This is a genomic window from Stenotrophomonas sp. KH_029 (assembly GCF_057839765.1).
Map to the genome: position 1 here is coordinate 1,614,961 of NZ_CM174498.1, position 12,679 is coordinate 1,627,639.

General features: G+C 67.5%; 12 protein-coding genes and 3 tRNA genes. 3 read left to right on the forward strand and 12 right to left on the reverse strand.

The genetic code is table 11. From position 1 onward, the window contains the following. Positions 1–92: 92 nt before the first annotated feature. Positions 93–788: a hypothetical protein gene (locus AC3ITM_RS07455; protein WP_489269544.1), complete on the reverse strand. Its 696-nt coding sequence runs from the start codon at positions 786–788 to the stop codon at positions 93–95. 275 nt (positions 789–1,063) lie between these two features. Here AC3ITM_RS07455 and AC3ITM_RS07460 point away from each other — a divergent pair, with 275 nt between their 5' ends. Further along, the gene (locus AC3ITM_RS07460; protein ID WP_489270051.1) at positions 1,064–3,193 is read left to right on the forward strand and encodes a TonB-dependent siderophore receptor; all 2,130 of its coding nucleotides are present in this window, start codon (positions 1,064–1,066) and stop codon (positions 3,191–3,193) included. A 58-nt stretch (positions 3,194–3,251) separates the two neighbouring features. Here the strand turns inward: AC3ITM_RS07460 and AC3ITM_RS07465 are convergent, their stop codons facing one another. Beyond that, complete coding sequence (locus AC3ITM_RS07465) at positions 3,252–3,953, reverse strand: pirin family protein (protein ID WP_489269546.1); 702 nt, start codon at positions 3,951–3,953, stop codon at positions 3,252–3,254. A 141-nt stretch (positions 3,954–4,094) separates the two neighbouring features. Here AC3ITM_RS07465 and AC3ITM_RS07470 point away from each other — a divergent pair, with 141 nt between their 5' ends. Next, positions 4,095–5,021 carry a LysR family transcriptional regulator gene (locus tag AC3ITM_RS07470; RefSeq protein WP_489269548.1) on the forward strand — a complete coding sequence of 309 codons (927 nt, stop codon included), beginning with the start codon at positions 4,095–4,097 and terminating at the stop codon, positions 5,019–5,021. Between the two features lie 342 nt (positions 5,022–5,363). Beyond that, on the forward strand, positions 5,364–6,509 hold the full coding sequence (locus AC3ITM_RS07475; protein WP_489269550.1) for an alpha/beta hydrolase family protein: 1,146 nt from the start codon (positions 5,364–5,366) through the stop codon (positions 6,507–6,509). Positions 6,510–6,664: 155 nt separating this feature from the next. Here the strand turns inward: AC3ITM_RS07475 and AC3ITM_RS07480 are convergent. The 10 genes from AC3ITM_RS07480 to AC3ITM_RS07525 all read right to left on the reverse strand — a co-directional run bounded on the left by AC3ITM_RS07480 (position 6,665) and on the right by AC3ITM_RS07525 (position 12,646). After that, positions 6,665–6,741: transfer RNA gene (locus AC3ITM_RS07480), tRNA-Arg, on the reverse strand. An 82-nt stretch (positions 6,742–6,823) separates the two neighbouring features. Then, positions 6,824–6,900 (reverse strand) — tRNA-Arg (locus AC3ITM_RS07485). A 54-nt stretch (positions 6,901–6,954) separates the two neighbouring features. Next, a tRNA-Arg gene (locus AC3ITM_RS07490) sits at positions 6,955–7,031 on the reverse strand. A 61-nt stretch (positions 7,032–7,092) separates the two neighbouring features. Further along, entirely contained in the window at positions 7,093–7,932 is an 840-nt protein-coding gene (locus tag AC3ITM_RS07495) for an alpha/beta hydrolase family protein (protein ID WP_489269552.1), read from the reverse strand. Next, the gene (gene thiD, locus AC3ITM_RS07500) at positions 7,929–8,738 is read right to left on the reverse strand and encodes a bifunctional hydroxymethylpyrimidine kinase/phosphomethylpyrimidine kinase (RefSeq protein WP_489269554.1); all 810 of its coding nucleotides are present in this window, start codon (positions 8,736–8,738) and stop codon (positions 7,929–7,931) included. The genes AC3ITM_RS07495 and thiD overlap by 4 nt, the downstream gene beginning before the upstream one ends. Positions 8,739–8,784: 46 nt before the next feature. Next, entirely contained in the window at positions 8,785–9,453 is a 669-nt protein-coding gene (locus AC3ITM_RS07505) for a YoaK family protein (protein ID WP_489269556.1), read from the reverse strand. 29 nt (positions 9,454–9,482) lie between these two features. Continuing rightward, the gene (locus tag AC3ITM_RS07510; protein ID WP_489269558.1) at positions 9,483–9,983 is read right to left on the reverse strand and encodes a hypothetical protein; all 501 of its coding nucleotides are present in this window, start codon (positions 9,981–9,983) and stop codon (positions 9,483–9,485) included. Then, the gene (locus AC3ITM_RS07515; protein WP_489269560.1) at positions 9,980–11,377 is read right to left on the reverse strand and encodes a PhoH family protein; all 1,398 of its coding nucleotides are present in this window, start codon (positions 11,375–11,377) and stop codon (positions 9,980–9,982) included. The genes AC3ITM_RS07510 and AC3ITM_RS07515 overlap by 4 nt, the downstream gene beginning before the upstream one ends. 81 nt (positions 11,378–11,458) lie before the next feature. Next, positions 11,459–11,938 carry a peroxiredoxin gene (locus AC3ITM_RS07520; RefSeq protein ID WP_489269562.1) on the reverse strand — a complete coding sequence of 160 codons (480 nt, stop codon included), beginning with the start codon at positions 11,936–11,938 and terminating at the stop codon, positions 11,459–11,461. Positions 11,939–12,016: 78 nt separating this feature from the next. Further along, a complete protein-coding gene (locus AC3ITM_RS07525; RefSeq protein ID WP_429000410.1) occupies positions 12,017–12,646 on the reverse strand; it encodes a glycine cleavage system transcriptional repressor in 630 nt (209 codons plus the stop codon). Between the last annotated feature and the right edge of the window lie 33 nt (positions 12,647–12,679).

Genomic DNA, 12,679 nt, shown 5'->3' on the forward strand with positions numbered 1-12,679 from the left:
GCACGCTCAGGGGCTTTTTTTTGGGGTGTTTGCTCGGCCGATGCTTGGCGGCATCGGGTGCCGGCATGGCGGTGTTCGGGCATGGCCCGGACCTACGGCAACTGCTCTTCCTGCGCCGGCAACCGGTACAGATCCGCCTCGCGCAGATAGCCGCCATGCGGCGTGCCCACCGGCTGGTACCAGTTGGCCTGCACCAGGCCGGGCAGATTCCAGCCGGGCGAATACGTCTTGCCGACCCACACCACCGTGCCGCGCGGCACGGCCGCTTCGGTCGAACGCTCCAGGCGGACGCCATCGCCGTCGGGTTTGCCCGCGCTTACCTTCGCGTGGCGCGCGGACACCACGCGAACGCCGATGAAGGAGCTGCTGACCCAGCTGTCGCGATCCAGGCTGGTACGCCAGCGGCACGCGGCGGGGCGGTTGGGGTCGCGGTCGTCGGCTTCGATCGTCAGCTGGTCGCGGAAGCCCCCGCGCGCCAGCGTGTACAGCGCCACGCTGAAACTGCGTTCGGGCGTGCGTGGATCCCAGCCGCGCAGGCTGTAGGCTTCCCCCAGCTCGCTGCGCTGGGGCAGCGCCACCGGCTGCAACGGGCCATCGAACTGGAAGCGGCAGCGACCATCGTCGAAGTAGCCCGACAGCAGGCGGCGGTCGCTGTCCACCGCCAATGACACGGTGCCGTTGAACGTGCCGCTGGTCAGCGTGACCTGGGCGGGCCCGTCGGCAGCCACGGCCGGGCCGGACAGGGCCAGCAGCAGCGCGCAACGCAGCAGAGGGGAGGGGAGCGGCATGGGACATCCTTGTGGTGGGAGCCGGCCCGGGCGCCGGGCCGGGCACTGTAGCGGCTGTACGATGGCCGTGCACCTGTCGTGGGCGCAGGCGCTGGAGTAAAATGCCGCAGCCGACGAGGGTGCGCCCCGTTGGACCCCGCCCCTTTCCCTCCAGCCGCCGCCAGAGGATTTCTTTCCTTCCTGGAGGCTTTGCCGTGTCCGTTGCCCTGTTTCGTGTTGCCCATTCTGGCCGCCATGGCCATCAACAGGTTCCGCTGCCGGCGGTCACCGGCTTGATGCAGGCGATGTCCTGCGTGCTCGGGCTGGCCCTGTTTGCGCCCGCAGCGCTGGCGGCCGAGGCCGACGCGCCGCCACCGGAACCGGCCCGGACCCTGGGCACGGTGCAGGTCACCGCCAACCAGCTGGGCACGGTCACCGAAGGCAGTGATTCCTACACCGCCGGCACCATCGCCACCGCCACCCGCCTGGTGCTCAGCCCGCGCCAGACGCCGCAGACGATCAGCGTGATCACCCGCCAGGAAATGAACGATTTCGGCCTCAATGGCATCGACGATGTCATGAAGGTCACGCCGGGCATCAGCATCGTCACCTACGACAGCGAACGCACCGAGTACTACGCGCGTGGGTTCGCGGTGCAGAACTTCCAGTACGACGGCATCCCGATGGCGCGCGATTCGGCGTACTCGGCCGGCAACACGCTCAGCGACACGGCCATCTACGACCGCGTGGAAGTGCTCAAGGGCGCCACCGGCCTGTTGACCGGCATGGGCGATCCGGGCGCGACCATCAACCTGGTACGCAAGAAGCCGACCCGAGAACTGGCCGGCAGCGCCACCCTGGGCGTGGGTTCGTGGGACAGCTACCGTGCCGAGGTCGATGTCGGCGGCCCGTTGACCGCCAGCGGCCGCGTGCGTGGCCGTGCGGTGGCGGCCTACCAGGACAGGCATTCCAACGTCGACCACTACCAGCGCAGCAACCAGGTCTTCTACGGCATCCTCGAAGCGGACATCGACGACAGCACCCTGCTGACCGTCGGCGCCGACTACCAGGACAGCGATCCCAAGGGCTCCAGCTGGGGCGGCATTCCGTTGCTGGACAGCACCGGCAACTTCAACAAGATGCCGCGTTCGTTCAACAACGGTGCGCGCTGGAGCCGCTGGGGGCAGTACAGCCGCACCGGTTTTGCGACCCTGGAGCACAGCTTCGCCAATGACTGGGTGGCCAAGCTGCAGCTCAACCACCAGGTCAACGGTTACGACGCCTCGCTCGGCGCCGCGGCCGGCGGCAATCCCGATCCGGCCACCGGGCAGGGCGTGAGCATGTGGCTGGGCCAGTACATCGGCAAGACCACCAGCAACGCGGCCGATCTGTACGTCAGCGGCAAGTTCGGCTGGTTCGGCCGCGAGCACGAGCTGGTGGTCGGCGGCAGCGTGTCGCGCAAGCGTTGGGTCAACAACGGCTACGCGGCGCAGCCCGGTTACACCAGTGCCGTGGCCGACTACCGCGCCTGGAACGGCGATGTGCCCGAGCCGGACTGGCAATGGGGCTATGCCAACAATGAAGTCACCCGCGAAAGCGGCGCGTACGTGGTCGGCCGTTTCGACCTGGCCGATCCGTTGAAGCTGATCGTCGGCAGCCGCATCGCCAACTACAAGGCCGTGGACATCGACGAGAGCGGGGTGATCGTGCCCTATGCGGGCCTGGTCTACGACCTCAACCGCAACTTCTCGGTGTTCGCCAGCTACAGCACCATCTTCAAGCCGCAGGGCAACCAGGACGAGCGCGGCAAGGCGCTGGACCCGATGGAAGGGCGCAGCTATGAGGCCGGCTTGAAGGCCGAGTTCCTGGACGGCCGCTTCAACGCCAGTGCCGCGGTGTTCCAGCTGGACCAGGACAACTTCGCCGAAGCCAGCGGCGGGCTGACCCCCAGCGGCGGGATCGCCTACCGCGGACTGATGGGCGTGCGCACCAAGGGCTACGAACTGGAGATGTCCGGCCAGCTGGCACCGGGCTGGCAGGTGCAGGGCGGCTACGCGCACAAGGTGGCCCGCCAGCAGTCCACCAAGGTGTCCACGCTGGAGCCGGAAGACCAGTTCACCCTGCACACCAGCTACCGGCTGGGCGGCGCGTTGCAGGGCTGGACCGTGGGCGGTGGCGCGCGCTGGCAGGGCAGCACGTTCGGCACGATCACCAACCCGGTCGATCGCAGCAGCCAGGTCCACCGCACCGAGCCGTACTGGCTGCTCGATGCGATGGCGCGCTACCAGTTCAATGAGCAGCTGTCAGCCACGCTCAACGTCAACAATCTGCTCGACAAGCACTACTACACCATCTTCAACCGGTACAGCACCTACACCTGGGGCGAGCCGCGCAACGTGCGGCTGGCGGTGACCTACCGGTTCTGAGCGATGCAACAGCAGACACCCCGGCATGCCGGGGTGTCTGTTTTTTCCGCCGTGGCCGTTACAGCGGCAGGTCGAACACCAGCACTTCGGCATCGCTGGCGTGTTCCAGGGTCAGCTGCGCCTCGTCGGTGACCTGCAGCGCATCACCGGTGTCCAGGGTGATGCCGTTGACCTGCAGCTGGCCGCGGGCGACCTGCACGTAGGCGCCGCGACGCGGGGCCAGCGGCAGCTGCACGCGGTCGTTGCCGTCCAGGATCGTGGCGTAGATGTTGGCGTCCTGGTGGATCAGCAGCGCGCCGTCGCGGCCATCCCGGGAGGCGATCAGGCGCAGCTGGCCGCGCTTGGCGTCCGGGGCGAAGTGGGTCTCCTGGTAGCTGGGGGCGATGTCCTGCTGGTCGGGGAACAGCCAGATCTGCAGGAAGTGCACCGGCTGGTCGGCGGCGTGGTTGAACTCGCTGTGGCTGACCCCGCTGCCGGCACTCATGCGCTGCACATCGCCGTAGCGCAGCACCGAGCCGGTGCCCATCGAGTCCTTGTGCTCCAGCGCGCCGCCGAGCACGTAGGAGATGATCTCCATGTTGCTGTGGCTGTGGGTGCCAAAGCCCTGGCCACCCTGCACCCGGTCTTCGTTGATCACCCGCAGCGGGCCGAAGCTGGTGTAGCGCGGGTCGTAGTAGTTGGCGAAGGAGAAGGTGTGCATGGAGTTCAGCCAGCCATGGTCGGCCTTGCCACGGGTGTTGCTCTTGCGGATCTGCAGCATGGTGGATCTCCTCGGTATTCGATGGTTTCGATGATGGGACAGGGGGCGTTTGCCGCTGCCCTTTCCTGTTGGCGCCAGTATCCGCTTGCACCTTGGGTTTGAAAAACGGATAGTTTCGCAAGCCATCATCGAAAAATTCGAATGCTCAAGCTCAGCCTGGATGCCCTACAGATCCTCGATGCCATCGACCGCCGCGGTTCGTTCGCCGCCGCCGGCAAGGCCCTGCACAAGGTGCCCTCGACCATTTCCTACACGGTGTCCAAGCTGGAGCAGGACCTGGGCGTGCAGCTGTTCGACCGGGTCGGGCCGCGCGCGCAGCTGACCCAGGCCGGGCAGGCGCTGCTGGAGGAGGGCAGGCACTTGCTGCGGGCGGCGCGCGAGCTGGAGATGCGGGTGCGCCGGGTGGCCTCCGGCTGGGAGGCCGAACTGACCGTGGCGGTGGATTCGATGTTCCCGCCGGCACTGCTGGCCGAAGACGTGCGTGCATTCAATGCGGTCGCCGAGCAGACCCGGGTGCGGTTGATCGGCGAGGCGCTGTCGGGCACCTGGGAGGCGCTGCTGGACCGGCGCGCGGACCTGCTGGTCGGCGCGGCTGGCGAGGGCCCCAGTGGCGGCGGCTACGTGGTCGAGCCGATGGGCGTGGTGGCCTTCGTCTTTGCGGTGGCGCCCGGGCACCCGCTGGCAGCGGCCAGCGGGCCGCTGGGGCGCGAACAGCTGGCCGGGCACTGCGCGATCGCCGTGGCCGACTCGGCGCGACGGCTGCTGCCGCGCACGGTCGGGCTGCTGATGGGGCAGGAAACGGTGACCGTGCCCGACACGGTCAGCAAGTTCCGCCTGCAGTGCGCCGGGCTGGGTTTCGGCTTCCTGCCCGAACCCTATGCCCGGCGGGCCGTGCAGCAGGGCCGGCTGGTGATCAAGCAGGTCGAGGAACCCAAGCCGGATGAAACGTTCTGGCTGGCCTGGCGTACCGGCGAGCAGGGCGCGGCACTGCGCTGGTGGCGCGAGCGGATGCAGCGGCCGCAGGTGATGGAGGGCTGGTGGCCGGTGATGGAGCAATGGCTGGGGTGAGCGGGAACTGAAGGCGCCAATGGGGCCTCCGGCGTAGATCCACGCCATGCGTGGATGCCTTTCGTTCCGTCGCCGTGAGGTCTGCCCGAGGGCTCCGGTGGGGTCTCAGCGTCGGCCGATGGTCGGCGCGTCGGCAGACCGTGCTCGGATGCATGTGCCGCGCGTCGCGCGGTCTCCACGCATGGCGTGGATCTACGGATCATTGCCATGGTTTACGGTCCGATCGCGCCGTGCAAGCTGAATCCCGCTTGCACTGTCATCGAACGGTCATGAGGATGCGATAGAGCGGCGGCGGGGCAGTCGGTAACCTGCCCGACTCAATCGGTTTCCCCCTGTACCCCCATGAAGCGCTTGCTGCTGTTGCTGCTGGCCGGGGCCGGCCTGTGGCTGGCTGCCTGCTCATCGCTGTCGTCCTCCGCTGCCTCGACCTCGCTGAGCGATCGCCTGGTCGCGCCCGGCGGCGTATCCACACTGCTGGATACCGCGCGCATCGCCGCGGCGGTGGACAGCGTGCCCAATCGCCACGGCCGGGTCACCGGCCGGGCCGGCGTGCCGATCTTCTGGCGGGTGTTCGACCCGGGGCAGTACGGGCTGCGCTACGCATACCTGGCCCAGCAGCACGACAACGGCGAGCCGCTGCGCACCGGCATGGCGCTGGACCTGCCGCATCCGTTCCAGCCGCGGGCGCCACGCGGCACGGTGGTGGTGCTGCACGGCTGGATGATGAACGGTGATGCGATGCTGCCGTGGTCGCTGCAGTTGGCGCAGTCCGGCTACCGCGTGGTCACCATCGACCTGCGCAACCACGGCCATTCCGGCGCCGGCCCGTCCGGCTACGGCACGTTCGAATCGGATGACGTGGTCGATGTCATCGCGGCGTTGAAGGCGCGCGGCGAGGTGGTCGGGCCGCTGTACCTGTTCGGCGTTTCCTACGGTGCGGCCACTGCGCTGTTCACTGCCGACAAGCTCGGCGACCAGGTCACCGGGGTGGTGGCGATGGAGTCCTTCGCCAATGCCGGCGATGCGATCCGCAGCATGATCCCGCACCTGATGTCGCTGCAGCCCACCGCCTGGAAGGCGCAGGCCATGGCGGCCTACGGGCGCTGGCGCTATGGCGGGCAGGATATCGACCAGGTGATCGCCGCCGCCAGCCAGCGCCTGGATCTGGACCTGGATCGCGTCGATGTCACCCGCGCGCTGGCCGACAGCCGCGCCTGCGTGCTGCTGCTGCACGGCCAGGACGATGAGCACGTGCCGGTCGGGCAGGGCCGCCGCCTGGCCGCCGCCAGCCCGCGCGTGCACTACATCGAGATGCGTGGCGAAGACCACATCACGCTCCCGCTGCGCGTGGATCTGCTGGGCGGCGTGGTGGACGACTGGTTGGCGCATGACGACCATGCTGGCGGCGCGTGCCCGGCACCGGAGCTGCCGGGTGAAGCCGATCTGATGGCGATGCAGGCAGCCCAGGCACACGCACCGAAGGGATGAGCTCCCGGTAGTGCCGGCCGCTGGCCGGCTCCACGTGATCGTCCAACATTCATGAGAGCCGGCCAGCGGCCGGCACTACCCGTCACTGTCGAATGACAGCCGGCTCCAACGCAAAAAAAAACAGCAGCCGATGGCTGCTGTCTTCGTCGATGCAATGGTGCGCCCGGAGAGATTCGAACTCCCGACCGCCTGGTTCGTAGCCAGGTACTCTATCCAACTGAGCTACGGGCGCATTTGCATTGTCTGGTTGTGTGTCCTGCCGTGCGTGTTGCCACGTTTGGCGGGAGGGCAGGCGAGCCTGCCTTTCGATGTAATGGTGCGCCCGGAGAGATTCGAACTCCCGACCGCCTGGTTCGTAGCCAGGTACTCTATCCAACTGAGCTACGGGCGCATTTACATCGAAACGGTGCTGCTGCTGCCAACGGCGGGGTTGTCAGCCTGTTGATGGTGCGCCCGGAGAGATTCGAACTCCCGACCGCCTGGTTCGTAGCCAGGTACTCTATCCAACTGAGCTACGGGCGCGTCAACAGGAGCGGAATTATGCGGATGCAGGCCGCATTCGTCAACGCTTTTGTGAAGGCCTTCACTCGAATGAACGAAAAAGCAGGTCGGCCACGGCCTGCGGGGACTTCATCCAGGCGAAGTGATCGGCGCGCGTGCCAAGGGCGGCAGTCGACAGCACGGCCAGCGTGGCGTTGACCTGGGGCAGCTTGGCCAGCAGGCCCTGCATCGAGCCCGTCGGCGCCAGCCAATCGTCTGCCATCACCACGGCGGTGGCGCGCCCGCGCAGCCGGCGCAGGCCGGCTTCCAGGTCCTGCGCGATGCCGGTGCCTGCGTAATGGTTGTTCAGTCCCACCTTGGCCCAGTCGCCGATCAGGCCGCGCGCTTCGGTGCCGCCGAAGCCGAGCCGACGGCCATGCAGTACGCCCTGGCGCTGCGCCAGCCATGGCAGGAAGCGGTAGATCAGCGGCAGCGTCCAGCCGCGCGGGGCCGGGAAGGTGCGCCAGTAGGGCGTGCCGCTGGCGACCAGCCACAGCCGCTGGACGTGCGCGGGATGCTGGCCGGCCAGACAGCAGGCCAGCTGCCCGCCGAGGCTGTGGCCGCCGAGGATGGTGTCGGCAGCGGCGCTGCCTTGCAGCGCGGCCAGGCTGGCCGGAAGATCCGTTTGCAGGATCTCCCGATAGCCCCAGTCCTGCATGCGCGACGGGCGCAGACTGCTGCTGCCGTTGCCACGCCATTCGTGCAGGTACACCGCCACGCCGTGCGCGGCCAGCGCATCGGCCAACGGCAGGTAATGGCGCGCGGCCACGCCCAGCGCCGGCAGCCACAACAGCCGCACGCGCGGCCGTGCCGGCACCCGGGCCAGCAATTGGAAGCGATGGCCGTCGGCGGCGGTGATCGGCAGCGCGTGCGCATCGATCATGCCGGGCGCGCCGCGCCGAAGTGGTCGATCACCAGTACCTCGCTGCGGCCCGGGTAATAGCCGCTCTGCAGCCCGCGCGCGACGTAATCGATGGCCGCTTCGCAGGCGTTCGGCAAGGACAGCCCCTGACACAGCTGTGCGGCGATGGCCGAGGCCAGCGTGCAGCCGGTGCCGTGCGCGTCCACCGGCAGGCGGGCATGGATGAAGTCCTCGCCGGTGACGCCGTCGAAATAGCGGTCGACTACCCGCGCACCCTCGTCCAGATGCCCGCCCTTGAGCAGTACCGCGCCGGCGCCCAGGTCGAGCAGGGCCGCTGCGGCATCCTCGGCATCCTCGGCAGTGACGATGCGCCGGCCCAGCAGCAGCTCGGCTTCCGGGATATTGGGCGTGAGCAGGGTTGCCAGCGGAATCAGCCGCGTGCGCAGCGCATCCAGCGCGCTGTCTTCCAGCAGACGGGCGCCGCTGGTGGCGATCATCACCGGATCCAGTACCACCTGTGGCGGGCGGTGTTTTTCCAGCGCATCGGCGACCAGGTCGATCACCGCCGCGTTGGCCAGCATGCCCAGCTTCACCGCGTGGATATCAAAGTCGGCGAAACAGGCATCGATCTGCGCCTGCAGGAAGGCCGGCGGCGGCACGTGCACGGCGCTGACGCCACGGGTGTTCTGCGCGGTCAGCGCGGTGATCACCGAGAGTCCGTGCACGCGGTGGGCGGCGAAGGCTTTCAGGTCGGCTTGGATGCCGGCGCCACCGCCCGAATCGGAACCGGCGATGGTCAGGACGGAAACGGGAGTCGGAGCGGTCATGCGGCGATTGTGCAATGTTTGCCCGGCGCGTGCTGCCAGGCTGCGCTCAGCGGCGCAGCAGGGTCCATTGGCGGTACAGCACATAGCCCAGCCCGGTGCCGCCGGTCAGCAGCGCGGGCGCGAGCAGGGCGTCATAGCCGAAGCGCAGGAACAGCCCGGCGCCGATCACGCCGCCGGCCAGGAAGCCGCTGACGATCAACCCGCTCAGGGTCAGCCGTCGGATCGGCAGCGGCAGGCCGCGCAGCAGGTGGCCCAGGCCGATGCCCAGGTCGGTGAACATGCCGCTGAGATGGGTAGTGCGCACCACCGCGCCGCTGAAGGTGGTCGCCATCGCGTTCTGCAGGCCGCAGGCCATGGCCGCGGCCAGTGCGCCCCATATCTGCTGCTGCTTGAACAACGGGATCGCGACCAGCAGCAACAGCGATTCCAGCGCCAGCACCACGCCATAGCGCCGGCCCAGCTGCAGGCCGCTGTCCTGGATGATGACCCCGCTGAGCGCGGCGCCCCCGCAGAACGCGATCAGCAGCCCCCACAGATGACCGACCACGCGCCAGTCGCGCTGGGCGAGCGCCATGCCGAGCTGGCTGGTGGTGCCGGTCATGTGGCTGACCGCCTGGTGCTCGAACCCCAGGAAGCCGACCACGTTGACCATGCCGGCCACGCACGACAAGGCGATGGCGCCGATCCAGACCCAGGTAGGCAGGCGGATGCTCATCGGGCTGGCACGGGCGTGGCCACGGCCGGTCAGGGGCCGTCGATGGCGCCGTTGAACCGCACGTCGGTGAACTGCGCGCTGGCCGGGTCGAACACCGCGCCCCAGAACTGTCGGCCACCGTCGCATGCCCGCACCGCTTCGCGGGCCGGATGCAGGTCCGCGTCGGATGGGAAAGCGTTGATGTAGATCAGCTTGCGCCCGCCCATTTCAATGCCGACGTACTGGCGGTCGAACCCGGCGGCGTTGGCGACCTGCGCCTCCAATGTCGGCAGCGCAGCCTCCAGCTGTTCAACCTCCTTGCGGCTGGGCGCCCAGTAGCCGGTGACCCGCCCGGCCTCGCGGCCGGGGCTGTCGCGCGAGCAGGTATCCAGGACCTGGGCGGCGACCAACGGTCGCGTCACCACCCAGGACTGGCCGGTCTTGATCGTGGTCGGGACGCTGGCGCCCGGCCGCGTATTGGCGGGCGTGCAGGCCGCCGCCAGCGCGGCGAGCGCCAGCGGCAGGACGGCACGTAACAGGGAACGGTTCACAACACCTCCGAAGCGTAATCGGCCAGGCGCGAACGTTCGCCTCGGCGCAGCGTGACATGCGCGCTGTGCGGCCAGTTCTTGAAACGGTCCACCGCGTAGGTCAGGCCCGAGGTGGTCTCGGTCAGGTACGGGGTGTCGATCTGTTCCACGTTGCCCAGGCAGACGATCTTGGTGCCGGGGCCGGCACGGGTGATCAGGGTCTTCATCTGCTTGGGGGTGAGGTTCTGCGCTTCATCCAGGATCAGGTAACGCGACAGGAAGGTACGCCCGCGCATGAAGTTCAACGAGCGGATCTTGATCCGGCTGGCGATCAGGTCGTTGGTGGCCGCACGGCCCCATGCACCGCCTTCCTGGGTATGGGTGAGCACTTCCAGGTTGTCGGTCAGCGCGCCCATCCACGGCGTCATCTTTTCCTCTTCGGTACCGGGCAGGAAGCCGATGTCCTCGCCGACGCTGACCGTGGCGCGGGTCATGATGATTTCCCGGTAGCGTTGCTGGTCCATGGTCTGGGCCAGGCCGGCGGCGAGCGCCAGCAGGGTCTTGCCGGTGCCGGCGGTGCCGAGCAGGGTGACAAAGTCGATCTCCGGGTCCATCAGCGCGTTGAGCGCGAAGTTCTGCTCGCGGTTGCGCGCGCTGATGCCCCACACCGCATGGCTGCCGTGGCGGAAGTCGTTGACCAGGGCCAGGGTGACCTTGTCGGCCTCGACCTTGGCCACGCGCAGTTCCACTTCATCCTCGCCGGGCAGGTAGGCGTACTGGTTGGGGTGCCAGTCCTCGTCTTCGCTGGCGATGATTTCGTAACTGGTACGGCCCTTGTCGCTCCAGCTGCGCAGGTTGTCGGTGTGCTTCTTCCAGAAATCTTCCGGCAGCTCGGTGGCGCCGGTGTAGAGCAGGCTGAAATCGTCGAGCGCGCGGTCGTTCTCGTAATCTTCCGACACGATGCCGGCGATCGCCGCCTTGATCCGCAGGTTGATGTCCTTGGACACGAACACCACCGGAATCTCCGGCACCTGCTCCTTCAGGGCCAGGATCGCGCCGAGGATGGCGTTGTCCGGAATCACCGCGCCGAAGCTCTTGCCCGCTTCGAAGTGGCTGGTCTGGAAGCGCAGCAGGCCCACGCTCTGCTTGCCGCGCAGCTGCAGGCCGTTGGGACGCTGCAGTGGAATGCCATCGGCCAGGTTGTCCAGGCCCGAGGCCTGCACCAGCTCATTGAGGAAGCGGCTGACCTGGCGCGCATTGCGACTGGCTTCGGTGGTGCCCTTCTTGCCGTTGTCCAGCTCTTCGATCACCTGCATCGGCAGGTAGACATCATGCTCCTCGAACTTGAACAGCGCGGTCGGATCGTGCATGAGCACGTTGGTATCCAGAACGTAGATGCGCTTGCCTCGGGTCATCGTCATTTCCTGGTGGCAGAACAGGGACAAGCCATCACAGCCTGCAGGGCAGGGTGATGGCCATTGGGGGGTGCAGGTTGGTCACTGGGTTTTCGCGGCCTTCAGGGCTTCAAGGACGGTGTCTGCGTGGCCGGCCACCTTGACCTTGCGCCACGCCTGCACGATACGACTGTCGGGCGAAATCAGGAAGGTGCTGCGCTCGATGCCGCGCACCTGCTTGCCGTACATGTTCTTGAGCTTGATCACGTCGAACGCGGCGCACAGCGCTTCGTCGCCATCGCTGATCAGCGGGAAGGCGAAGCCCTGCTTGGCGCAGAAGTTGTCGTGGGATTTGACCGAGTCGCGGGAGACGCCGAACACGCGCGCATCCAGGCGGGTGAACTGGGGCAGCAGGGCGTTGAAGTCGATGCCTTCGGTGGTGCAGCCGGGGGTGCTGTCCTTCGGGTAGAAGTACAACACCAGCCACTGGCCGGCCAGATCGCCGAGGGTGGTGTGCTCGCCGCCGGACAGGGCCAGCGGCAGTGCGAGGGTGGTGCTGTCCAGGGTGTCGCCGTCGTTCATGGGTTCCTTTCCGGATCCTGGGGTCGTGCCATTACAACTGCATGAAACCTCGCGCGCCCGTGACGAACGCGCGAAAGATCAGAACTTCATCGGATCCATGATGGCATCCAGGTTCAGATGGTCGCAGAATTCCAGGAAGTCATCGCGCAGTGCGGCGATGTGCATGTTGGCCGGCACGCCGATGGTGACCTGCGCGGAGAACATTTCCGCACCGGTCTGCATGGCGCGGTAGCGGGTGCTTTGCAGGTTCTCGATGGTGATGCCCTGGCGGTCGAAGAAATCGGCCAGCTGGAACAGGATGCCGGGCTTGTCGGCGGCGATCACTTCGACGATGTAGGGCAGCAGGTTGGACTGGGCCTGTTTGGCGCCGGTGCGGTACCACACCAGCTTCAGCCCTTCCTCGCGCTCGAGCCGGGTCAGCATCGCTTCCAGCTTGGCCACCGCATCCCACGAGCCGGTGGCCAGTGCGGTCACCGAAACATCGCGGCCGACGGTGGCCAGGCGGGCATCGACCAGGTTGCAGCCACTGTCGGCGATACGCCGGGTCACGGGCAGCAGGGGGGACTCCGGATGCGTCGTATAGGCGTTGATCAGGAGATGGTTTTCGGTCGGCGCAGGCCGCGGCGTGGTGTCGGTCAAAGTGGTTCCGGGTAATGCAAGCTGAGTCTGAACGGCGCCGGCGACGGCGCGTTCGCCGGAGTCCAGCATACTTGCCCGTGCTTTCGACCCGCAAGTAACATG